This is a genomic window from Roseateles sp. P5_B10, assembly GCF_056400485.1.
This window is the reverse complement of sequence record NZ_JBFULE010000026.1, coordinates 1-22674: the sequence shown is the minus strand read 5'-3', so window position 1 is coordinate 22674 and position 22674 is coordinate 1. Positions and strand designations below refer to the sequence as shown.

The window sequence follows — 22674 nt, the reverse complement described above, 5'->3', positions numbered from 1 at the left end:
GTGCTGACGATCAACGTCGACTACCCCGACTTCCCGCCGCTGGGCGATCAGCAGCGCGTGGCGATCGAGCTGCAGAAGCAGTTCCCCAAGGACGTGGCCTGGGCGGCCAGCTTCTCGGTGGACGGCTCGGACCAACCTGCATGGCTTCCCGCCACGCGCCAGCGCATCGCGGCGGCCATGAAGGCCGGCGCCGTCGGTGTGAAGGTGTGGAAGAACGTCGGCATGAGCCTGAAGGGCGCCGACGACAAGCTCGTCATGATCGACGACGCCCGCTTCGCGTCGCTGTTCGACGACTTCGCCAAACAAGGCATCCCGCTGCTCGGCCACCAGGGTGAGCCCCACAACTGCTGGCTGCCGCTGGACAAGATGACGGTCAACAATGACCGCGAATACTTCAAGGCCCACCCGCAGTACCACATGGCCCTGCACCCCGAGATGCCCAGCTGGGAAGCTCAAATGGCCGCACGCGACCGCATGGTGGCCGCGCACCCGGGGCTGAACTTCATCGGCGTTCACCTCGCGTCGCTGGAGCGCAGCGTGGACGAGCTGGCGACTTTCCTCGACCGCTTCCCCAATGCCGTGGTGGACGTGGCCGCGCGCATCGGCCAACTGCAGTACCAGAGCCAGAAGGACCGAGAGCGGGTGCGCCGCTTCTTCATCAAATACCAGGGCCGCGTCATGTACGGCAGCGACATGTCGCAGGCGCCCGACCAGGACGGCACCACGCTGGCCAAGGAAGCCGAAGGCGTGTGGCGCATGCACTGGCGCTACTTCAACACGGCGGATAGCTTCAAGGTGGCTGACCTCGATAAGCCGGTGAAGGGGCTGGCGCTGCCGCGTGAGGTCGTCGACAAGCTTTACCACCTGAACGCCGAGCGGACATTCCCCGGCGCCTGGGGCGGCAAGCGATGACGGCACGCCGGGCCTTCCTGCAATGGCTGGGCGCCGCGCCGCTGGCCACACAGTTGCCGCTCGCTCAGGCTGAGGGCAAGGGTCATGTGCGCGTGCAGGACGCTGCGCTGTCGCTGCAGTTCGACGATCAGATGCGCTGTCGCATGGTCAGCTTGCTGGGCAAGCAGCCCGCCGTGCTGACCGGCTTCGACGCGAGTGAGCATCTCGTCGTGAAGGGCAGGGCGCTGAGCCGCTTCGCGCTGCAGAAGGCTGAGCCGGCCAAGTCCACCACGCCCTTCGGCGCCGGCCAGACGCTACGCCTCGTCGGCCGCTCGGTGGAGGGCATCGAGAAGCGCGTCACCGTGACGCTTCTAGACGAGCATCCCGGCGTCGCGCTGCTGGACGTCGACTACACGAACACCGGCGACAAGCCCGTTGCCGTCGACGCCTGGGTCAACGCTGCCCACCGCTTGGCCGCCGCGCCGCGCCATGCGGGTGGGTACTGGACCTACTCCGGCGCCAGCCATGCCGACCGCCGCGACTGGGTGCAGCCTGTCAAGCGCGGCTTCGAGCAGCGCAACTTCATGGGCATGAATGCGTCGGACTACGGCGGTGGCACGCCGGTCGTCGATGTCTGGCGGCGGGATGTCGGCCTGGCCGTCGGCCATCTGGCCCTTCACCCGCAGCTCGTCGCGCTGCCCGTGAAGGCCAGCGGCGACCAGGTCGACATTTCTCTGCGCGGCGACGCACCGCAGACGTTGGCGCCCGGCGCCACGCTCACCACGCCGCCCAGCTTCATCGCCGTGCACCGCGGCGACTTCTTCGTGCCGCTGGACCGCTACCGCCGTCTCATGGCCGCGCAAGGCCTGGTGGCCCCCGAGCCGCCATCGAGCGCCTACGAGCCGCAGTGGTGCGCCTGGGGCTATGAGCGCGACTTCTCGCTCGACTATGTGCGCGCCACGTTGCCCAAGGTGCAGGAGCTGGGCTTCAGGTGGGCGGTGCTGGACGACGGCTGGCAGGTCAAGACCGGCGACTGGACACCCGACCTCGCCAAGTTCCCCAAGGGCGAGGCCGACATGAAGGCGCTCGTCGCCGACATCCACGCCCGCGGCATGAAGGCGCGCCTGTGGATTGCGCCGCTGGCCGTGGCGCCCGGCAGCGACGAGCTGCACGACCACACCGACCTGCTGCTGCTGGACAAGGACGGCGCGGTGCAGAACGTGACGTGGTGGAACAGCTTCTACCTCTGCCCGGCCTACGAGAAGACGCAGGCCCGCCTGGCCGCCACGGTGAAGAAGATCATCGGCGACTGGGGTTTCGATGGCCTCAAGGTCGACGGTCAACACCTCAACGGCGTGGCGCCTTGCTTCAACCCCGCGCACAAGCATGCGCGGCCAGAAGACGCGGTGGAAAAGCTCGCCGACTTCTACAAGGTCATGCACGACTCGGCCCACGCGGCCAACCCGGAAGCGGTGGTGGAGGTCTGCCCCTGCGGCACCGGCTATGCCTTCCACAACATGCCCTTCATGGACCAGGCGCCGGCGTCCGACCCGCTGTCGAGTTGGCAAGTGCGCCACAAGGGCAAGACGCTGAAGGCGCTGATGGGCCCCTGGGCCGCCTACGCGGGCGACCACGTGGAGCTGAGTACGGGCGGGCATGACTTCGCATCCAGCGTCGGCATCGGTGCCGTCGTCGCCAGCAAATTCACTTGGCCGGTGGACCCCAAGCCCAAGGACTCCTTCCTGCTGACGCCCGAGCGCGAGCAGCATTGGCGCCAGTGGGTCGATCTCTACAACCGCCAGCGCCTGGCCGAGGGCCGCTACCGTGGCGAGCTGTACGACCTGGGCTTCGACAAGCCCGAGACGCATGTTGTGGAGCAGGGCGGGGCGCTGCATTACGCGTTCTATGCGGAGCGTTGGGACGGCCTGGTCACGCTGCGCGGTTTGGGTGCTGGACGTTGGACGTTGCGCGATGCGCTGACGGGCAAGGAAATCGGCAAGGTCACAGCCGACAAGCCCACGCTGCCTGTGAGCTTCACGCACAGCCTGCTGATCGAAGCGCGACCTGAAACGCCCGACTCGCTGCCCGTCGCCTTTGCCGGCAAGGTCACGCAAATCGGCGCCGACGGCTTCCCACTCGCCGCGCAATGGGCCGATGCGCCGGCCACCTTCTTCCGCCATGACTGGCAGGGCAGGGCGCTGGCCGGCCCGCAATCCACCCGTGTGCAGTTGCTGCGCGGTGCGAATGAGCTCTACCTGCGCTTCATCTGCAAGTTCGACACGCTGAACACCTTTGAGCGTGCGGCATCCGCCACGGACATCTGGCCGCTGTGGGAGCGCGACGTCGTCGAGGTCTTCCTGCAGGCGCCGGACCGCGCAGGGCTGAAGAGCTATCGCGAGGTCGAGGTGTCACCCAACGGCCTGCTGCTGGAGATCGCCGTCGAGGCCTCGGGCAAGAAGCGCATCGTCGGCGAGAGCCGCGCCAAGGCGCACGTCGACGCCAAGCACAAGGTGTGGACGGCCGAGCTGGGCGTGCCAATGCAGAGTGCAGGCGCTGCCGAGGACGGCTGGCGGCTCAATCTGTTCCGCGTCGAAGGCCAGGGTAGGGGTCGTGTCTACTCCAGCTGGAGCCCGACGCGCACGCCCGAGCCCGACTTCCACCTTCCCGCCGCCTTCGGCCGCCTGATGACCCGCACCGTATGAAGCATCGCCTCGCCCCGATCACCCTCGCCCTGACCCTGCTCCTTGCCACCGCCCATGCGCAGCAGCAACCCCTGGCCCCCACCGGCCGCTGGGCCCATCAGGGCGTCGGCAGCGCGCCGACGCCACCGATGGGCTGGTCGAGCTGGAATGCCTTCCACATGGATCTCACGGAGCAGAGGGTGCTCGACTCGGCCCAGGTCATCGTCGACACCGGGCTGGCCGCGGCGGGTTACAGCAACATCAACATCGACGACGGCTGGTGGAGGCAGCGCCGCGCGAGCGACGGCCGCATGCAGGTGCGCACGAATCTGTTCCCGAGCGCGGGCACCGGCGGCGCGGCCGGCACGTCGCTGCGCCCCTTCACCGACAAGATCCACGCGATGGGGCTGAAGGCCGGCCTGTACTCCGACATCGGCCGCAACGCCTGCTCGCAGGCCTACAACACCGACAGCCCCAACCTGCCCGAAGGCAGCCAGGTTGAGCGGGAGGTGGGGCTGATGAACAACGTCGAGCGCGACATCGCGCTCTACTTCGGCGACTGGAACTTCGACTTCATCAAGGTGGACGGCTGCGGCCTGTCGTCGTACGGCAAGGACCGCCCCCCGGTCACGTCGGGCCGCTTCCGCGAGTTCGGGCCGACGGTCGTCGAGGGCAATGCCAACCAGTCCGACATGGACGGCGCCCGCGCCCTGTACGGCCGCGTCACGCAGGCGTTGCGCAGCGTGCGGCCGCATGGCGACTATGTGCTGTCGGTCTGCCTCTGGGGCGCCGCCAATGTCCGCAGCTGGGGCGCCGAGGTGGGCACGATGTGGCGCACGAGCCGCGACATCGCGCCCAGCTTCTCGCAGATGCTGCACAACTTCGACACCGTCGCTACGCGCGAGTTCTACGCCGGCCCGGGCCGCTGGAATGACCCCGACATGCTGGAGATCGGCAACGGCGACTTCGACGGCAACCATCTGCTCGAAGCCCGAACGCACATGGGCCTGTGGGCCATTGCGGCCGCGCCGCTGATGATCGGCACCGACCTGTCGAAAGCCTCGCCCGCCCTCATCGACGTGCTGAAGGCACCCGAGGTCGTCGCCATCAACCAGGACCCAGCCGGCCATCAGGGCGTGCTCGCCTATGCCGACAGTGACCGGCAGATCCTCGTCAAGAGCTTGGCCGATGGACGCAAGGCCGTGCTGCTGTTCAACCGCACGGGTGCTGCCGCCAAGTTCACGCTGACCGCCGAGCACCTGAAGATGGACGCGACAGCACCCGTCGCGCTGCGTGACGCCTGGGCTCGCGCCGATGCGGGCACGTTCACGGACAAGCGCGAGTTCGAGCTGAAGCCGCGCGAGGCGCTGCTGTTCACCGCCACCGGCAAGCACCTGCTGCCGCGCGGCTACTTCGTCTCCGAGCGGCCCGGCAACGTCTACGTGGCGCGCGACGGCATCCGCGCGCTGGAGCAGGATCCCATCGGCTACCGCGCGCTGGCCTCGTGGTCCACCACCGACAACGGTGGCACGCGCCCGGCCTACGCCGGCTGGGGCGCGCCGCGTGCCGACTCGACGCCTTATGACCAGGGCTTGAGCGTGCAGCGCCAAGCCTTCCGCCATGGCATCGGCGCACTGGCCGACTCGCGGCTGCAAGTTCAGGTGCCCATCGGCTCGCGGCGCTTTGTCGCGCGCGTCGGCGTGGACGACTCGACGCGCGGCAAGAGCGCTGCCGTCAGCTTCGAGGTCTGGGGTGATGGCCGCCGCCTTGCGAGCACTGCACCGATGAAATTCAACCAGGCGGCGCGCGATCTCAGCGCCGACCTGCGCGGCGTGAAGCTGATCGAGCTGATCGCGCGCCAGCATGGGGCCGACACCGCAGGCCCTGTCGTCGTGACCTGGGGCGACGCTCGCATCGAGTAGCCGCCCAGCACGCCTTCTCTCCATCGCTATTTGGCACCGGTCGCGCCGGTGCCCTGGCCGCGCTCGCGCTGACGTGGCCCGGCCCCTCCCGTTCAGCGCTCAGTCGTTCATGAGGAGAACCCGATGCACTCCATGCGTCCCTGCCCCTTGCCCCGCTCTCGCGCCGGGCTGAAGCTCGCCTTCCCGCTCGCCCTGATCGCCGCCTGGCCTGTTGCCGCGACCGCAGCGCCCCTGGTGTCCAACCCCCTGGGCGCCTGCCTGGAAACCAAGGTCGACACCTGGGACATCCGCCTGGCGACCTGCAATGCCAGCGCAGCGCAGGACTTCAGCCTCACGCCGGTCAGCACCGGCAGCAGCACCTACACCCTCAAGAACGCGCAGGCCAATCTGTGCGTCTCCGCCACCGGCACCAGCTCCGGGTCCTTCGTGGAGCTGAACACCTGCCAGCCCAGCCAGACGGGCCAGCGCTTCTCGGTGGTGGCGCTGGCGGGCGGCTCGACCGCCCAGCTCAAGCTGGCGGCCAACAACCTGTGCCTGACCGCGCCGACTCAACTGGCCCAGGTTGGTTTCTCGGTCGCGACCTGCAAGAGTGGCGATGCGAACCAGGCGTGGCGGCTCGCAGCGCCTACGCCGGCACCCACGCCTGCGCCCACACCGGCGCCGACCCCCGCACCCACGCCCGCACCGACACCGGCACCCACGCCCGCTCCCACACCAGCCCCGACTCCAGCGCCCGCACCGGTCGAAACCAGCTTCACCGCCAGTGCCGCCGAGATCGCCAACCCCGAGCGCGGCATGTACACCTGGGCCGCCGACAACCTGCTGCTGTGGACGCAGGCCGACGCCGACTCGCAGTTCCAGGCCGGCTACCGAGTCGTCTATGCCGCAGTGCGCCTGGACGCCTATGCCAACACCACGCTGCCCGCCAGCCTGCTCACGCAGCTCTCGGACCGCTTCGCGATCGCGCGCCGCGCCGGCCTGAAGCTGGTGCCACGCTTTCTCTACAACTACCCGGCCAACGAGACCGAATACCAGAACGTGAAGGACGCGCCGCTGGCGCGCGTGCTCGGCCACATCGACCAGCTCAAGCCGGTACTGACGGCCAATGCCGATGTCATCGCCTATCTGCAGGCCGGCTTCATTGGCGCCTGGGGTGAATGGCACACCTCGTCCAACAACCTCACCGCGGTCAGCCCGCGCACGCAGATCCGCGATGCGCTGCTGAACGCCCTGCCGACCGACCGCTTCCTGCAGCTGCGCTATCCGCCGTATCTGATGCAGTGGGCCTCGCAGGTGCCGAGCTGGCGCGACGGGTCGGCGGCCTCGCGCATCGGCGTGCACAACGACTGCTTCATGGCCTCGGCGACGGACGTCGGCACCTACAGCGAGGACGCTGCAACGCGCCAGAACGAGCGTAACTACACCGCCTCGCTGTCACGCGTGGCCCCCTTCGGCGCGGAAACCTGCAACCCTGCCGACGAGGAAGGCGCGGTGCCGCGCACCAGCTGCACCGACATCCTGGCCGAGGGCAAGCAGTTCGGCCTGACCTATCTGAACAACGACTACTACCGCGACCTCTTCCACACCAAGTGGGAGACGCAGGGCTGCATGGCCGAGGTCAAGCGCAGCATGGGCTACCGCTTCGAGCTCTCGACCCTGCGCCACAGTGAGGCGGTGACGGCCGGGCAGTCGGGCGACCTGCTGCTGACCGTGCGCAACAGTGGTTGGGCGCGCGCCTTCAACCCGCGTGCGGTGCAACTGCTGCTCAAGCACCGGACCACGGGCGCCGTCGTGCGCATCGCGCTGTCGGCCGTCGACCCGCGCGGCTGGTTGCCCAACAGCACCAGCACCGTGTCGGCGGGCTTCACGGTTCCCGCGGGCACGCCGACAGGTGCCTACGACGTGCTGTTCGCCCTGCCTGACGGTGCCACATCGCTGAGCGCTGACGTGCGCTACAGCGTGCGCCCGGCCAATGCCGACAACACCGCCAAGGCCCAGGCCTGGGATGCGGCGCTCGGCGCGTTCCGCGCGGGCACCACGCTGACCGTACGTTGAAAAACCTTCTCCAGGAGAAACGAATGTCCGACTTTCGATTGAAGCTCGCCGCAGCGAGCCTGCTGACCCTCGGCGCCACCCTCGCCATGGCCGCTCCGACCGGCTTCGGCATGGTGGCCTACTGGGGCGAAACCGCCAGCATCTATGGCGGCCAGATTCCGAGCGGTGCCTATGTCGTCATCAACCCCAACAGCGGCGCCACCGGTCTGAGCGGCAGCCAGGTCACCAACTGGAAGGCGGTCATCGCCAACATCCGCGCCCAGGGCGGCAAGGTGCTGGGCTATGTGGCCACCGGCTACGACTACAACACCGCCGACGAGCTGGCCCGCTACAACGCGATCAACGCCAACCTGAGCGCCTACAAGACGACGCTGGGGGGCGTGGACGGCTTCTTCTTCGACGAGGCCGCCTTCGACGACGCGGCGCTGACCGACACGCAGAAGTGCAATGGCACGCCGCCGAAGTTCAGCGCCGTGCGCGCCAAGATGGCGGCCACCGGCACCAGCGGCACGGTGGTGTGGAACGCCGGCTGGCCGGGCGCCAGCAGTTGCTTCGTCAGCGCGGCCAGCTATGGCGAGCACATCGTCATCTACGAGGCCAAGTACAGCGACTACGTGGCCGCGGCGAGCTGGCTCAATGGCGGCGTGCAGAGCCTGGCGGCATCGCTGGGCGTGAAGACCTGGCTGTTGGTGCACTCCGCCACTCAGGCCGAGATGCGCTTGACGCTCAAGGGCAGCGCGGCCAACTACGTCTACGCGACGAGCATGACCTACAACCCCGCCCTGCCTTGGGGCGGCCCGATCTGGAACTACACGCCCACCTACTGGGGCAACGAGACGCTGAGCGGCTCCGAGCGCTGGTGCCTGAGGAGCCTGAAGACCGGCGGAACCTGCTGAACGGAGACCCTGACATGAAGCATCTGAAGACCCTCATCGCCGCACTCGCCCTGGCCGGCGCGGCGCCCTTCGCGTCGGCCATCGAGATCATCGTGCCGGCGTACTTCTATCCGTCCTGGATGCCATCGCAGAACGAGTGGCACCAGCTCAGCTGGGCGGCTCAACAGGGCGCGCAGGTCACGGCCATCATGAACCCGGGCAACGGGCCGGGCACGGCGTCCAACAGCGACTACGTGGCCTCGATCAACGAGTTCCGCGCGGCGGGCGGCAAGGTGCTGGGCTATGTCTACACCTGCTATGGCGTCAACCACTGCACGCCGGAGGTGCCGCCAACGCGCTCAACCAGCGAGGTGCTGGCGGACGCGCAGAAGTACGCGAACTGGTATGGCGTGGACGGCGTGTTCCTGGACGAGATGGCGACGCAGCCCGGTGCGCTGCCCTTCTATCAGACCGTCAGCAACAGTCTGCGCGCGGCGCATCCGGGCTGGGAGATCGTCGGCAACCCGGGCGTGACGCCCTCTGCGGGTTATGTGCCGCTGGCGAACACGCTGATGAGCTTTGAAGGCTCGTACAGCGATTTCATCAACGGCTCCTTCCTGAGCGGGCTGACGAACGCCGCGTCGACCGGCGCGATCGTTCACAGCGTGGCGACGGTGGCGCAGATGCAGCAGGTGATGGGGCTGGCCAGGCAGCATGGGCTGGGGGCGATCTACGTCACCGATGGGACGATGGCGAGCGGCAATCCGTATCTGCATCTGCCGAGCTATTGGACGGCGGAGGTGGCGGCCGCGGCGGTGCCGGAGCCGGCGCAGGCCGGGATGCTGATGGCCGGGCTGGCCTTGATGGCCGGCATCGTGCGTCGGCGCCGTCGCTGAAGAGAAAAAGGGCGAGGCGCCTTTCAACGCCTCGCCCTCTGCTTAGGCGGCCAAGGCCGCGATGCTCTTCGGCGCCTCGGCGTAGTGGCCCAACTGCATCGTGAACTGCGCGCGACCTGAGCTGATCGCGCGCAGATGCCCGATGTAGCCGAACATCTGCTCCAGCGGCACCTCGGCGCTGAGCACGACGGCGTTGCCACGTGCATCCTGGCCATGCACATGGCCACGCCGGCGCAGCAGGTCGCCGATGACGTCGCCCAGGTAGTCGGCCGGCGTGATGACCTCGACGGCCATCACCGGCTCCAGCACCACGGGCGAAGCCTTCAGCACCGCCTCGCGCAGAGCCGCCGCCGCCGCCAGCTCGAAGGCCAGCGCCGACGAGTCGCGCACGTGGTGGCTGCCGTCTACCAGCGTCGCCTCGAAGTCCACCAGCGGATAGCCCGCGAACGGGCCAGACTGTGCGGCGCGGCGGATGCCAGCCCCCACCGCCGGGATGAACTCGCGCGGGATCGCGCCGCCCACCACCGTGTTCTCGAAACGGATGCCCGTGCCCCGCGGCAGCGGCGCCACGCGCAGCGTCAGCTCGGCGAACTGGCCGGGGCCGCCGCTTTGCTTGCGGTGCAGATGGCGCACCTCGGCCGTGCCCGCGATGGTCTCGCGATAGGCGACCTGGGGTCGGCCGACCTGCACCTCGACGCCAAAGCGCGCACGCAGCTTCTCGATGGACACCTCGAGCTGCAGCTCACCCATGCCGGACAACAGCGTCTGGCCCGAATCCGGATCCTGGCGCAGTCGCAGTGACGGGTCTTCGCGGACGAGCATGCCCAGGCCCTTGGACAGGGCCGCGGCATCGGCCTGCTTGCGTGGCTCAATGGCGACGTCGATGACGGCCTCGGGCACGGCGATGCTTTCCAGCACGGCGGCGTCCTTGGCAGACGCCAGCGTGTGGCCGGTCAGCACCTCCTTCAGGCCCACGACGCCCGCGATATCGCCCGCGACGAGTTCGTCGCGCTCGACGCGCCGGTCCGCATGGATCTCGTACAGGCGCGACACGCGCTCGGCCTTGCCGGTGCTGGCGTTGAACACGGAGTCTCCACGCTTGAGCCGGCCGCTGTAGACCCGCACGAACACCATCGCGCCGTGGTCGTCGGCGGTCAGCTTGAAGGCGAGGGCAGACAGCGGGCCTTCGGCCGCCGCAGCGGCTGGCCCTTCGCCTGGGCTGGGCAGGTAGGCGACGACGGCGTCCAGCAGCGGCTCGACACCACGGTTGCGGAAGGCCGAGCCGGCCAGCACGGGTACGAAAGCGCCCGCGATCGTGCCGCGGCGCAGGGCCGCACGCACATCGTCCAAAGGCAACTCGTCGCCGCGCAGCCAGGCATCCAGCAACGCGTCGTCCTGTTCGGCAGCGGCTTCCAGCAGGCGCGCACGCGCGGCCTCGGCGGCGCTTTGCAGCTCCGGCGGGATGGCTTCGACGCGCGGCGGTGCCGAGGCGTCGTCGCGGTCCCAGACCAGGGCCTGCATCGTCAGCAGATCCACCACGCCACGGAAGTCGACTTCCGCGCCGATGGGCAGCTGCAGCGGCAGTGCGCGCACGCCCAGGCGTTCCTGCAGGGATGCGACGACGCGCAGGAAGTCCGCGCCAACGCGGTCCAGCTTGTTGATGAAGGCCAGGCGCGGCACGCGGTACTCGTCCGCGAGGCGCCAGTTGGTCTCGGTCTGGGGTTCGACACCGGCCACGCCGTCGAAGACGACGACGGCGCCGTCCAGCACGCGCAGGGAGCGGCGCACCTCGATGTTGAAGTCGATGTGCCCGGGCGTGTCGATCAGGTTGATCTGCGTACCGTGCCAGTGCACGGTGGTAGCCGCGCTGTGGATGGTGATGCCGCGTGCGCGTTCCTGGGGATCGAAGTCCATCGTCGTGTTGCCGTCGTTGACGTCGCCGATGCGATGGTTTTCGCCCGTGTAGAACAGGATGCGTTCGGTGGTCGTGGTCTTGCCAGCGTCGACGTGGGCGATGACGCCGATGTTGCGCAGGTTGCGGAAGTTATTCGAGTTCATGGTGATTCCAGATGCGGTGACTGTTGCCAGCCCCCGGTGGAACCACCTGGCAGGGCTAGCGCAAAGGCAGGACGCCGAAGCGCACGAGCGACGAGCAGGACTCAGCCGCGCTCCGGCGCTCGGGAATCGTGGCGATCAGCTTGTCGAAGGTGCGGGTGCGCATGGTTGAACTCAGATCAGAAAAACAAAACCCCGGAGGGACGAACCTGCCGGGGTTTGGATTGACCGGAAGGCTTGGCGCCTTCCGAACACGGTCGAAGGGGCGCTCAGGTGTTGAGGCGGGCTTGGATCGTGTGGTTGAACTTCATGATGGGTGGATTGTGTTGCAGCCCGCGAGGCCTTGGCGCTTGTGGGGAGATGTGGCGGCGCCGCGGTGGACTTCTTCGCAGCTCAGCTGCAGCGGCACGGCTGCCGCAGGCTGTGTTCACGTCCATGTGCTCCGAGGGATGAACAGGCGTGGCGCTGGATGGGACCGCTCGTCCATACGCGGCGGCCTAAGGAGGCGGGGCGGCTTTCGCAGCATGCGGTGTTGGACGTCGGCGCCCTGCACGGATAGAAGCTCGCTCGAGTACAAGCTCGAGGCCCGACTGTTCCTGACCTCAGATCAATCTTGCCGGCCACCCCATTGGATGCCGAAATCAGATCCCGCTGTGATGCGAAAGATTGACAGTGAAGTCCGCATATAAGCAGGCATTAGGATTACGCAGCTCGGGCTCGAACGCCAAGAGCCCAGCAGACCGTGCTCGAGATCGAATGCAACGTCCGATCTGCGTCGTTGGTGCCGGCGCGACGTGTCGATCTGTACTTATGGCATGCATGCGCGAACATGAGAGACCGGGATGGCCGAGTGCGGCTACAACGAGACATCGAACTGACGGCGGAATTCGCCTGGCGTGCAGCCTTCGATGCTGCGAAAGAACTTGATGAAGTTGGTCGCCTCGTCGAAGCCAAGCCGCTGCGCGATGGCGGAAATCGGCATCTTCGTGTGCACGAGCAGGCGCTTGGCTTCCAGCGCAAGGCGCGAGGCGATCAAGGCCTTCGCGCCGACGCCAGCCACCGCACTGCAGATGCGAGTGAGCGTCTTCTCGGAACATCCCATGGCATTTGCGTAGCGCGAAACGTGACGCCATTGATGCACGTTCTCGTCCAGAAGCCGTTTGAATAGACGGAAGCGCTCCGGCGCGTCGGACGCCGTTCCGGCGGATCGCTGTTGCTCGGCATGAAAGATGTGCAGCCGCGTCACCAGCGTTGTCAGTTCACTCTGGAGCAGCCAGTTCAGCAGCGGTTGCCGGGCGTCGAGCGCGCACTCCTCCTCCAGGCGCGCGAGCGTGGCGGCCAAAAACCGACCCGTCGACCGGTCGAGGCTCAGATTGCCAGGAAGCCCATCGACCAGTTCAGGCATCTGAAGGCGCTCCTCGCCTTGCGAAGCCTGCAAAAGCTCGGGTCGGAACAGCAGGAGGTTTGCATCCCAACGGCTTCCCGGCCCGAAGCGGTGAACCTGCCCGGGCCGAATGGTCAGCAGCGAACCGCCGCCACACTCGATGTGGCTGAAGTCCACCACGGCGCGGCATATTCCACGTCTGACGTGCACGAACATGTGAAAGTCGTAGCGGTGGTAGCGCTGCAGGTGGGCTCGGGACACCCTCCGTCTCAGGTCCGACATCGAGAAGACCTCGAGATCCAGCGCCCTCTCGGCCGAGGGCTGATATCGGACCTGCTCGACATCGATGGGTTTAGTTCCGCGCGGCATCGGTCCATTGTCCGATATTCACCATTTCGGCAACCGACTTTGATCGTGTCGAACACGCCGGCAACTCGAACAATACGAGACCGCGGGCACGGGGCGGCCACCATGCTCCGGCTCCCATCCTGATAGACAGTCCGAGGCGACCGATGCAAACCACAAACCGACAGTTCATGGCTCGCTTCGTGGAGTTCATCAACACCGCGGATCCGCGGCTCGCCACAGAATTGGTTTCCCCTGACGCCGTGTTTCAGGTTCCGGGGCGCGCCGAACCCGTGCACGGGCCACAAGGCTACCTGGAGATCATCGGGATGATGCGCGGCGGATTCCCCGATATCCAGTGGACTCTTGAGGAAACCGTCGTCGAAGGTAACGTGATCGCGGCGCGATTCACGATGCGCGGGACGCAGCGCGGAGCCTTCTTCGGCGTGCCTCCCACCGGCAAGACGATTGCCGTGCAAGCGCTGAACATCTACCGGCTTTCGACCGGGAAGATCGTCTCCGAAGTGGGGCAGCCGGACCTGCTCGGACTGATGCAGCAGATCGGCGGGTTGCCGGTTCCTGAGGGCCTGTGAGTGCCGTTTGCATCGACCTCCGGTACAGGCAGTAGTGCGCCGCCGTCGCTCTACAAGTTCGATCGCACGAACTGGCCGCTGCTCATCTCTTCCGAGGATGGCCGGCATCCTGGTGGCATCTGCGGCGTCTCGGTCTATGGCTCAGGCGCGACTACGAAGGTCGCCTTCCGTGTGTCCGGCACGTGAGGAGGCGTGGGCTTGGTGCAGATGGTGATGCGCTCGGCCACAGCCGGCGCCACGTGTCAGGAAGTTGGCAGATCGATTACAACTTCACCGACCATCTACGGCCGCGTGTTCATGTCGGGCCGAGGGCGTGACTACAACTATTGAGTCTTGCCGCGACAACATTGCGAAAAGACATATTTCATCCAAGAGGAAACGAATGCCGTTGGCACTGAACACCGTGTCCCATGCCCGTCGCGTTGCGATCGCCTTCCTGAGTGCGGGGGTCGCAGCTTGCGGCGGCGGAGGCGGCTCGCCGACAACCGCACCTGCACCCGCACCTGCACCTGCACCTGCTCCTGCACCTGCACCTGCACCTGCTCCTGCACCTGCACCTGCACCTGCACCTGCACCTGCACCTGCACCTTCGATCACTACAGCCCTCGGCAAGCCCGGCCGGCTCCTCGTGGGCCTCGGCGCGGCCAGTCCTATCGCGGACATGAAGGCCCAGCAGATCGCTCCGGACATCATCGATACCTATCTCGTGGCGGTCACGGGTTTCAACTCTGGCGGCGGCGGTAACGCATGGCCTCAATGGCAATACAACTATCCGGACGGTGGCGTCATAACGGTCTTCTCCGCCGACGTCGCGGCCATGGGCGCCGTGCCGATGTTCACCCTGTTCCAGATGCCTTCCCTGCGGGGTGGCGACGTCACCGTCATCAACGACGCGCCGTTCATGGCCGCCTACTGGGCGCAAGTCAAGTTGATGTACCAGAAGATCGCCGAGACCGGCCGCCCCACCCTGGTCAACCTCGAGCCTGACTTCTGGGGCTTCGCAGAGGGCAGTGCACCTGGCGGCGACCCGGCGAAGTTGCCGGCGCGCGTGAGCACGGTGCCGGAATGCGCCAGTCAACCGAATACGGCCGTTGGCGTCGTCGGTTGCCTGTTGACGCTCGGGCGGACGTATGCGCCCAAGGCGAGGATGGGCTTCCCCCCGTCGATGTGGTACGGGAACCCAGACGCCACCGGCAGCTTCATGGCAAAACTCGGTGCAGACAAGGCCGACTTCATCGTGGCGCAGACGAGCGATCGCGACGCAGGTTGCTTTGAAGTCCCGACACCCGTGGACGAGTGCGCGGGTCGCGGCACCGGCCCGTTCTACTTGGATGAGAACAACGTCACCACGCCGAATTTCAACCAAAGCCTCGACCAGTGGAAGACGCTACGAAGCCACCTGGGCAACCTGCCGATCCTGTTCTGGCAGACCCCCATGGGCGTGCCCTCGACGACCCCCGGCGGAACGCCGAAGCACTATCGGGACAACCACGTCCAGTACATGCTGACGCATCCAACGCAGTACACGGGCAACGGTGTATTCGCGCTCGTCTTCAGTCCCGGGGGCGCCACGTCGGCGGACATCACGAACGACGGCGGCCAGTTCGCGCGCCTGTTCAAGGCCTACTTGGCGAACCCGGCTCCATTTCCCCCCTGAGCTCAACGGGAGAACAAGGAACTGCGATTCTGAGCCGGTCGTTACGCCACCCGCTTCGTGATGATGAGTACGGGGGCCGGCACGAGCCGTGGTTCGCTCAAGCTTGCCGAGCCGCGGCCAACAGCAGAAGCAATGTTCCGCCGCTGTGGTGGCCGTGCAGCATGGAGCGGCAAATGGAGGCCTTCTCAATCTCAAGATTGGGACGGCGGCGGAGTGGCTCCATTTTGAAACGGCGCCGATATGGCCCGTCGCCCGTTCCTATGCGTGGCGCCCCAACACTGGATGGCTGCGGCGGGTCGGCCACCACTTGGACGGCGTCTAGCATTGTCTTCACCTTGGACAATTCCTCGCCTTGCCTCGACTTCGGGTGGCGCCACGATGGTATGCGAGCGGCGTCGCATCGGCCCGGTAGACCTCCTGTTGGCGGTCGTCACCGAAGGTCAGCAACTGGCCGAAAGCCGTCAGCCCCGCCAAGCTAGCTGCACCCCTCAAGCCCGCAGCGGCGTGGCCGCCAGCTGCGCCGTCGTCGCGTTGCGATAGGGCGCGCAGAGCTGCTCGACGTAGGCCTGGTGCTGCGGCAGCCCGGCCACGGTGCGCGAGACCTTGAGGTGGATGTCGCCGAGGAAGGTGGCCAGCTCCTGCTTGCCCATCAGGTCGGCCACCGGGTGGTAGCGCTCGGGCGTGATGCCCTGGCCCATCATGACCTGGACCCAGGAGTTCTCGGCGAACAGCTCGTCGCTGGGGCGGAAGACGCGGCCGGTCTCGCGGAAGAGGTCGATGCGGTGGCGCAGCGTGGCGGGCAGGTCCATCTCGCGCACGTGCTTCCAGAGCTTGGAGTCGGTGCGCTCGTTGACGGTGTAATGCAGCACGATGAAGTCGCGGATGTGCTCCAGCTCGCGCTTGGACTGCAGGTTGAACTCGTCGACGTCGGACTGCTGGATGCCGCCCTGCGGGAAGGTCTGCATCAGGCGGATGGCGGCGCGCTGGATGAGGTGGATGCTGGTGGACTCCAGCGGCTCGACGAAGCCGCTGGCCAGGCCCACGGCGATGCAGTTGCGATGCCAGACCTTGTCGCGCTGGCCGGGCAGGAACTTGAGCACGCGCGGCTGGATCAGCAGCTCGCCCTCGACGCTCTTCTTCAGCACCTCGGGCGCGTCAGCGTCGCTGAGCTCCTTGCTGCTGTAGACCAGGCCGTTGCCGACGCGGTTCTGCAGCGGGATGCGCCATTGCCAGCCGAAGGGGTGGCAGATGGAGCGGGTGTAGGGCCAGGCCTCGCGCACGGAGGCGGTCTGCACAGCCACGGCGCGGTCGCAGGGCAGCCAGTAGGACCAGTCCTCGTAGCCCACGCCCAGGGCTTCGCCGATCAGCATGGAGCGAAAGCCCGTGCAGTCGATGAAGAGGTCACCGTCGATGCGCGTGCCGTCCTGCATCTGCAGGGCAGTGATGTCGCCATCTTTGCCCTGCGGGCCGTCCATCAGCACGGCGCCGATCTTGCCCTCGATGCGCTGCACGCCGTAGCCCTCGCTCATGGCGCGCAGGTATTTGGCGTAGCGGCCGGCGTCCATGTGGTACGCGTAGTTCAGCCCATTGCGCGGCAGGTGGGCGAAGCGGTTGGCGTAGGCGGCGACCGTTTCGGGGTTGTAGTCGGTGTAGGTCTTGGACAGGCCTTCCGCGCGGCCCTTGAGCCAGAAGTGCTGGAAGCCTGCGCTCCAGTGGTCGTTGCCTGTCGAGCCGAAAGAGTGGAAGTAGTCCTGGCCGATGTCCTTCCAGCCCTCAAAGGCGATGCCGAGCTTGAAGGTGGCGTTGGTGGCGGCCATGAACTCGGCCTCGTTGATGCCGAGCAGGTTGTGATACGTGTGCAGCGCGGGAATGGTGGCCTCGCCGACGCCGACGGTGCCGATCTCCTCGGACTCGACCAGCTTGATGTCGAGCCGCTTGCCAAGCAGCTTGCCCATCAGGGCGGCCATCATCCAGCCGGCGGTGCCGCCGCCGGCGATGACGACGCGGTTGAATTCCTTCATGGTGGTGTTCATCGTTTCAACTGGGTCAGGAGTTGCGCGCGGGCCTGGCGCGAAAGGGTGTCGTCGATGGGGCCGAGCAGGCCGCGGGCGGCCTCGGGGATGTGGGCCCAGGTGGACTCGTCGGCGCCAAAGACGAAATGCTGGAAGTGGTGCTGCCAGACGCGACGCTCCTTCTCGGGCAGGTCGCGCAGCGTCATCAGCGCCAGGTGCAGGGTGCTCAGCGGCGAGTCGACGTAGTCCGGCGTCTGGCGCCACCAGGCGTTGATGAGCAGGTTGACCGGCGCCAGCCCTTCGATGTGGTGGAACCACATGCTGGGGATGAAGATGGCGTCGCCCGGTTCGAGCTCGGCCACCTCGCCGGCGTCGAGCGCACGGGCGAAGCGCGGGAAGCGCTCGAGGTCGGGCTTCTCGAAGTCGACCAGACTGACGGGCTGACCGGCAGGTGTCGGGTCGAGCGGGCCCATGTAGAGGTTGGCTATCTGCTCGGGCGGGAAGACCGTGAAGCGGCGCCGGCCGGCGGCGACGATGGCGAGGTTGTCCGGCAGGTCGTAGTGGGCGGCGATGCGGGTGCGGTTGCCCAGCCACAGGCTGACCAGGGCGTCGCGGTTGCCCAAGCCCAGCACGTTGGCATCGAGGAAGCTAGGCAGCACGGCCTCCACGGTCGTCGAGCCGACATAGAGGGCGGGTGGCTCGGGCGTTGCAGCCAGGCCGAGCAGGCCGGTCAGCACCTGGTCCAGCGTCGCGGCGTAGCGGCTGAAGTTGAAGCTGGTCAGCGTCTCGTCGGCATAGAAGACGCGGCCACGGGCCTCGGGCGCCAGCTGGAAAAGGCCGATGCGCACGCCGTTGTAGAAGCCCATCAGATAGCGGGCCAGGGCTTCGTCGGACTGACGTGCGGCCTGAACGACGGGCCAGTGCGCGAAGCCGCCACGCACGACATAGGGCCGGTCGCCGGTCAGCAGTTCGGCGGGCAGGTTGTTCGGGTCGAAAGGCCCCGTCCAGGCCGGTACTGCTTGCATGATCAGAGCTTGCTTTGTCGCTCGACGAGACCTTGCAGCTGCTGCAGCGACGCGATCTGCATGTAGATGGGCAGCAGATGGCCTTCGCGGGCCAGGGTCTCCAGCGCGGCGCCCGGCAGGGCGGCCAGGCGCTCCTCGTGGATGGTGAAGAGGCCGGACAAGCGGCCCGGCTCGCCGGTCGTCGATTCGATGTCGATGACGAAGGGTTCCAGCAACTGGTGGCGGGTCAGCGCCTCGATGAAGACCGGCAGCTGCTGGGCCTGGGCGTGCAGGTGCTCCATCAGCTGCACGACATGGTCGAGGTACTCGCTGAAGCCGCCGTGCGGCATGAAGATGGCGGTGCCGACTTCGCCCTCCTCGGCCCGCACGACGCGCGGGCTGTCCATGTCAATGTGCAACTGCAGGCTGTCGTCTGGAGCGCGGCCGATCATGAAGGGATCGCGCTGCAGGGCCATGGGCACGACGGGGGCATCCCAGCCTGTGTCGGTCATGAAGAGGTTCTGGCCTTCCTCCAGACCGAACAGGGCCACGGGCTGGAAGCCTGCGTCGCCTTCGACCAGCTGGAAGACGATGGGGAAATGGGCCTGCAGCTGGCGGAACTCGGCCGGCAGGGCCAGGGCCGATTGACGTGCGTCGCCCAAGGCGGCGGAGCGCTCGGTGCGGACGCGCAGATGGCGGTGGGTGACGTTGTCGAGTAGAGCGGGGCGGGTCATGTCGCGGTCTTGTAGATATGGTCGATCAAGCTGCGGTGGCCGGGCAGGCCGGGCACGAGACGGCGGGCCTGGCGGGCGGCTTCGTCGAAGGCGGCCTGGGCTGCCTGTAGTTTGGTGGTGGACAGGGGCTGGGTGTCAGGGCGGAAACCCATGCCGTAGAGCACGTACTGGTAACTGGCCGAGGGGAAGACCTCGTCGATGCGGCCAAAGTCATGCCGGGCCGGTGCGCGCATCTGCCACTGCGGCAGCAGTTCGCGCAGGCGCTCGGGCCAGGTGGCCGGGTCGCGGTGGGCGCGCCAGTAGTCGCTGTCGTCGCGCGTGCTCAGCGCGTAGTGCAGCTTCAGGAAGTCGATGACGCGCGCCCAGCGGTAGCTGAAGTCGTCGTTGAAGCGGCGGGAGACGGCGTCCATGGAGGCGCGCGTCATCGGCAACTCGTCGCACAGCCGCTGTGCGGACAGCTCGACCAGGGCCAGGGCCGAGGCCTCCAGCGGCTCGATGAAGCCGCTGGACAGGCCGATGGCGACGCAGTTGCGCACCCAGAACTGCTGGCGGTAGCCGGGGTCGAAGCGGATGGAGCGTGGTGTGGGCCGCTCGGCCGGCGCACCGGTGGCGTCGAGATAGGCGGTCAGTGCCGCATGGGCCTCGTCGTCGCTGGCATGTGCACTAGAGTAGACGCAGCCGACGCCGCGGCGCGAGGGCAGGCCGATGTCCCAGATCCAGCCCTTGGCCCAGGCGGTGGCGATGGTGCAGGAGGCCAGCGGCGCGTCGGGCTGGGCATAGGGCACTTGCACGGGCAGGGCCGCGTCGTTGAAGAGGACGTCGCGCTCGCTCTTCAGCGCGACGCCGTAGTGCTGGCCAATGAGGCGCGAGGTGAGTCCGGAGCAGTCGATGAAGAGGTCGGCCTTCAGTTCGCCATGCTCGCGGGTCTGCAGGGCGGCAATATCCCCCGCGTTGGCACCGTTCTCGTGCGGCACGACGGCGTCGACATGGTCGATGACGTGGTGCACACCGAGCTTGGCGACGGCGTGCTCGCGCAGCAGCTGGCCGAACAGGCCTGCATCGAAGTGATAGGCGTAGTTGGCAACGGCGGCGAACTCGGGCGTCTGCACCTGCTTGGGCGCGCGGCCGGCTTCGCAGACCTGCACCGAGGGGCTGACGACATCGGCAAAGGGGCGTTGGCCCTGGGTGGCCAGCCAGGCCTGCACCAGGTCCGCGTCGCCATAGCCGACGGGCAGCATGAAGGGGTGGTAGTAGCGGTCGCCTTGCGCGCCAGGCTCACCGCGGGCCCAGCCGTCGAAGCGCGAGCCCTGCTTGAACGAGACCTGGCAGCGGCGGATGAAGTCGGGCTCGGACAGGCCGATGCGGCGCAGCGTGTCGCGCATCGAGGGCCAGGTGCCTTCGCCGACGCCGATGCTCGGCACGTCGCTGGATTCGATCAGCGTGATGCGCAGGTCGGCGTGCTCGGCTGCAAGCAGGCCGGCGACGAGCCAGCCGGCCGAACCCCCGCCCAACACCACCACCTCGCGCAATCTGTCGTTCAAGATCTGGGCCTCATCAACAAAAAAGGCCGCTCGCGCGGCCTCGCCAAACGGCGAACAAGGACGGCACCCCAGAGCGCGAGCGCCGCCGAACCAGACTTTGCCTCACAAGAAAGCGCCAGGCAGTCCCGACTTTCCTTGAGGGCCGGCCGAAGCCGGCCCCGAGGCTCTCTCTTAGAACTTGTAGCGCGCGCCGATCATGATGCGACGGCCCAACTGGGTGACAGCACCCATCTGGTTCTCGTTGCGCATGTGCGTGCGGGTGTACTCGTCGGTCAGGTTGATGGCTTCGAACTGGAAGCGCAGTTGCGGCGTGAAGTTGTAGCCCAGGCTCACATCCAGCTGGCCGAAAGGCTCCACGTACAGCGGCTGGGCACCTTCCACGCCGCCGAAGTTCGCCGCCAGGAACTTGCCGCGCCAGTTGTAGGCCAGGCGAGCCGAGTAGGTCTCGTTCTCGAAGAAGCCCACCAGGTTGCCGGAATCCCCCAGGCCGACCAGCACGTCGGTCTGCGCGCCTCGCTTGTTGTTGTCGTAGCTGAGGTTGGAGCGCACCTTGGTGAAGTTGGCCGACACGCCGAAGCCGCTGTTGCCGAAGATGTGCTGGGCGTTCAGCTCGATGCCGTTGAGCTTGCTGGTGCGGGTGTTGTTGATGTAGGTACCCAGGTTGAACATCAGCAGGGGGTCGTTGGGTTGGGCGGTGATGGTGCCCAGCGACGTGCCGGGTGCGCCGGGGCTGACGCCCGGGGCCGTCGGGAAGTTCGCGAAGATGTACTTGCGAATGCACTCGGAATCGGCGCCGCAGCCGCCAGCCGTTGAGGCCTGGTTGTACATCGCGCTGCCGACCGGCGTGTGCAGGCCGAACAGATTGGTTCTGGTGATGACGGCCTCGTTGTAGTCCTTGAGGGACTTGCGGAAGTAGCTCGCCGCGACGTAGCTGCTCTTGGCGTAGTAGTGCTCGGCCGAGAAGTCGATGTTGCTCGACTTCAGCGGCTTCAGGTCGGGGTTGCCTACCGAGCCCGAGCCGCCATCAACACGGGCCAAGGGGTCCAGCCGCTGCCCGCCCTGGATGGCATTCCAGCCCGGGCGGCCGATGGTCTGGCCGTAGCTGACGCGCAGCTTGGTGTCGGCCGTCACGTCGGCGCTCAAGTCGATGGACGGCAGGAAATAGCCGTATTTGCCTTCGCGCGACGCGGACCGCGTGCCGCTGAAGCTGATGGGGATTTCGTTGTTGGCAACCCAGGCCACCGACACCGGGATCTTCTCCGAAGACGGTGATTTCACCTTGGTGCGCTCATAACGGGCGCCGATGGCGGCCTCCATGGGCACGCCCCACTCCCAGGCCAGGTTGTACTGGCCGAAGGCAGCTTGCGATTTTTCCGTCGTGCGGTAGTCGTCCTGCCAGTCGAACGAGGCCTTCAACAGGGCGTCCGAGCCCAGGGACTTGATGGCCGCGGCGCGCAGGTCTTCGAAGTTGAAATAGAAGAACTGATTGAACAGGCGCGAGTCGTTGGAGCCCGGAATGCGGCTGAAGTACTTGCTGATCGAGTCGGCGTGCCAGATGTCGTCCGGCATGGCGGCGGGGCCACCCGCGGCGGCGCCGCCCCAGGTGTCGCGCTGCACGTTGGCGAAGGCCGAGCGGTTCTTCACTTCGGTCAGCGACAGGCCGAAGTCCAGGCTGCTGTCTTCGTTGATCTTCCAGTTGCCCTTGGTCTGCAGCTGGCTGACCTGGTTCTTCTGGTAGCTGTTGCCAAAGACCGAGCCCTGCAGTTCCTGCTTGGTCGGGTCCAGCGTCGCGCCCGCGATGCCCAGCACCGGGAACTTGTTGCTGAAGTCGACAAAGGTGTCGCCGCGGTTCAGCGAGGCGGTGGCCAGCGTCACGCTGGTGCCGAGCGGATCGTTGGCACCCGAGGTGGCGGTGGAGCGGTGGGCGTCGAGGTCAAAGCTCAGCGCGTCGGTGGCCTTCCACTTCAGGTTCAGGCCGAGCTGCTGGTTCTTGTTCTTGGTGCTGATCCGTGAGGCGCCCATGGCCAGG

Annotated in this window: 15 protein-coding genes; 8 read left to right on the top strand and 7 right to left on the bottom strand. The window is 67.0% G+C overall.

Going from position 1 to position 22674, the window contains the following annotated elements; all coding sequences use genetic code 11:
• The 6 genes from AC1DU6_RS03820 to AC1DU6_RS03795 all read left to right on the top strand — a co-directional run.
• The coding region (locus AC1DU6_RS03820; RefSeq protein ID WP_477856115.1) for an amidohydrolase family protein at positions 1 to 912 on the top strand (912 nt) is incomplete at its 5' end.
• Positions 909 to 3593, top strand: a complete 2685-nt coding sequence (locus tag AC1DU6_RS03815) for an alpha-galactosidase (protein ID WP_477856114.1) — start codon at positions 909 to 911, stop codon at positions 3591 to 3593. The genes AC1DU6_RS03820 and AC1DU6_RS03815, both read left to right, overlap by 4 nt.
• Positions 3590 to 5494, top strand: a complete 1905-nt coding sequence (locus AC1DU6_RS03810; RefSeq protein ID WP_477856113.1) for an NPCBM/NEW2 domain-containing protein — start codon at positions 3590 to 3592, stop codon at positions 5492 to 5494. Before AC1DU6_RS03815 ends, AC1DU6_RS03810 begins: the two co-directional genes overlap by 4 nt.
• A gap of 123 nt (positions 5495 to 5617) precedes the next feature.
• Positions 5618 to 7549, top strand: a complete 1932-nt coding sequence (locus AC1DU6_RS03805; RefSeq protein ID WP_457323255.1) for a DUF4832 domain-containing protein — start codon at positions 5618 to 5620, stop codon at positions 7547 to 7549.
• A 23-nt stretch (positions 7550 to 7572) separates the two neighbouring features.
• On the top strand, positions 7573 to 8445 hold the full coding sequence (locus AC1DU6_RS03800) for a spherulation-specific family 4 protein (RefSeq protein WP_477856112.1): 873 nt from the start codon (positions 7573 to 7575) through the stop codon (positions 8443 to 8445).
• A 14-nt stretch (positions 8446 to 8459) separates the two neighbouring features.
• Positions 8460 to 9320: a spherulation-specific family 4 protein gene (locus AC1DU6_RS03795; protein WP_477856111.1), complete on the top strand. Its 861-nt coding sequence runs from the start codon at positions 8460 to 8462 to the stop codon at positions 9318 to 9320.
• Positions 9321 to 9362: 42 nt separating this feature from the next.
• Here AC1DU6_RS03795 and fusA read toward each other — a convergent pair whose 3' ends face one another.
• Positions 9363 to 11378, bottom strand: a complete 2016-nt coding sequence (gene fusA / locus AC1DU6_RS03790; RefSeq protein ID WP_457323252.1) for an elongation factor G — start codon at positions 11376 to 11378, stop codon at positions 9363 to 9365.
• Between the two features lie 853 nt (positions 11379 to 12231).
• Positions 12232 to 13128 (bottom strand): AraC family transcriptional regulator, encoded by an 897-nt coding sequence (locus AC1DU6_RS03785; protein ID WP_457323251.1) that lies wholly within the window; start codon positions 13126 to 13128, stop codon positions 12232 to 12234.
• A gap of 179 nt (positions 13129 to 13307) precedes the next feature.
• Here AC1DU6_RS03785 and AC1DU6_RS03780 point away from each other — a divergent pair, with 179 nt between their 5' ends.
• A complete protein-coding gene (locus AC1DU6_RS03780; protein WP_477856110.1) occupies positions 13308 to 13697 on the top strand; it encodes an ester cyclase in 390 nt (129 codons plus the stop codon).
• Positions 13698 to 14358: 661 nt separating this feature from the next.
• Positions 14359 to 15354: a hypothetical protein gene (locus AC1DU6_RS03775; RefSeq protein WP_477856109.1), complete on the top strand. Its 996-nt coding sequence runs from the start codon at positions 14359 to 14361 to the stop codon at positions 15352 to 15354.
• A gap of 488 nt (positions 15355 to 15842) precedes the next feature.
• Here AC1DU6_RS03775 and AC1DU6_RS03770 read toward each other — a convergent pair whose 3' ends face one another.
• The 5 genes from AC1DU6_RS03770 to AC1DU6_RS03750 all read right to left on the bottom strand — a co-directional run.
• Positions 15843 to 17387, bottom strand: coding sequence for a tryptophan halogenase family protein (locus AC1DU6_RS03770; RefSeq protein WP_457321313.1), 1545 nt, complete (start codon positions 17385 to 17387; stop codon positions 15843 to 15845).
• Positions 17384 to 18391 (bottom strand): cupin-like domain-containing protein, encoded by a 1008-nt coding sequence (locus tag AC1DU6_RS03765; protein WP_457321311.1) that lies wholly within the window; start codon positions 18389 to 18391, stop codon positions 17384 to 17386. Before AC1DU6_RS03765 ends, AC1DU6_RS03770 begins: the two co-directional genes overlap by 4 nt.
• A gap of 2 nt (positions 18392 to 18393) precedes the next feature.
• Positions 18394 to 19104 (bottom strand): SapC family protein, encoded by a 711-nt coding sequence (locus tag AC1DU6_RS03760; RefSeq protein ID WP_477856108.1) that lies wholly within the window; start codon positions 19102 to 19104, stop codon positions 18394 to 18396.
• Entirely contained in the window at positions 19101 to 20645 is a 1545-nt protein-coding gene (locus AC1DU6_RS03755; protein ID WP_477856107.1) for a tryptophan halogenase family protein, read from the bottom strand. Before AC1DU6_RS03755 ends, AC1DU6_RS03760 begins: the two co-directional genes overlap by 4 nt.
• Positions 20646 to 20816: 171 nt before the next feature.
• On the bottom strand, positions 20817 to 22674 hold a 1858-nt coding region (locus tag AC1DU6_RS03750), incomplete at its 5' end, for a TonB-dependent receptor (RefSeq protein ID WP_477856106.1).

Excerpts from the sequence above, each read along its gene's own strand:
- AC1DU6_RS03765 (WP_457321311.1), bottom strand. The coding sequence starts at position 18,391 with ATGCAAGCAGTACCGGCCTGGACGGGGCCTTTCGACCCGAACAACCTG.
- AC1DU6_RS03760 (WP_477856108.1), bottom strand. The coding sequence starts at position 19,104 with ATGACCCGCCCCGCTCTACTCGACAACGTCACCCACCGCCATCTGCGC.
- AC1DU6_RS03815 (WP_477856114.1), top strand. The coding sequence starts at position 909 with ATGACGGCACGCCGGGCCTTCCTGCAATGGCTGGGCGCCGCGCCGCTG.
- AC1DU6_RS03800 (WP_477856112.1), top strand. The coding sequence starts at position 7,573 with ATGTCCGACTTTCGATTGAAGCTCGCCGCAGCGAGCCTGCTGACCCTC.
- AC1DU6_RS03810 (WP_477856113.1), top strand. The coding sequence starts at position 3,590 with ATGAAGCATCGCCTCGCCCCGATCACCCTCGCCCTGACCCTGCTCCTT.
- AC1DU6_RS03795 (WP_477856111.1), top strand. The coding sequence starts at position 8,460 with ATGAAGCATCTGAAGACCCTCATCGCCGCACTCGCCCTGGCCGGCGCG.
- AC1DU6_RS03785 (WP_457323251.1), bottom strand. The coding sequence starts at position 13,128 with ATGCCGCGCGGAACTAAACCCATCGATGTCGAGCAGGTCCGATATCAG.
- AC1DU6_RS03775 (WP_477856109.1), top strand. The coding sequence starts at position 14,359 with ATGAAGGCCCAGCAGATCGCTCCGGACATCATCGATACCTATCTCGTG.
- fusA (WP_457323252.1), bottom strand. The coding sequence starts at position 11,378 with ATGAACTCGAATAACTTCCGCAACCTGCGCAACATCGGCGTCATCGCC.
- AC1DU6_RS03770 (WP_457321313.1), bottom strand. The coding sequence starts at position 17,387 with ATGAACACCACCATGAAGGAATTCAACCGCGTCGTCATCGCCGGCGGC.
- AC1DU6_RS03805 (WP_457323255.1), top strand. The coding sequence starts at position 5,618 with ATGCACTCCATGCGTCCCTGCCCCTTGCCCCGCTCTCGCGCCGGGCTG.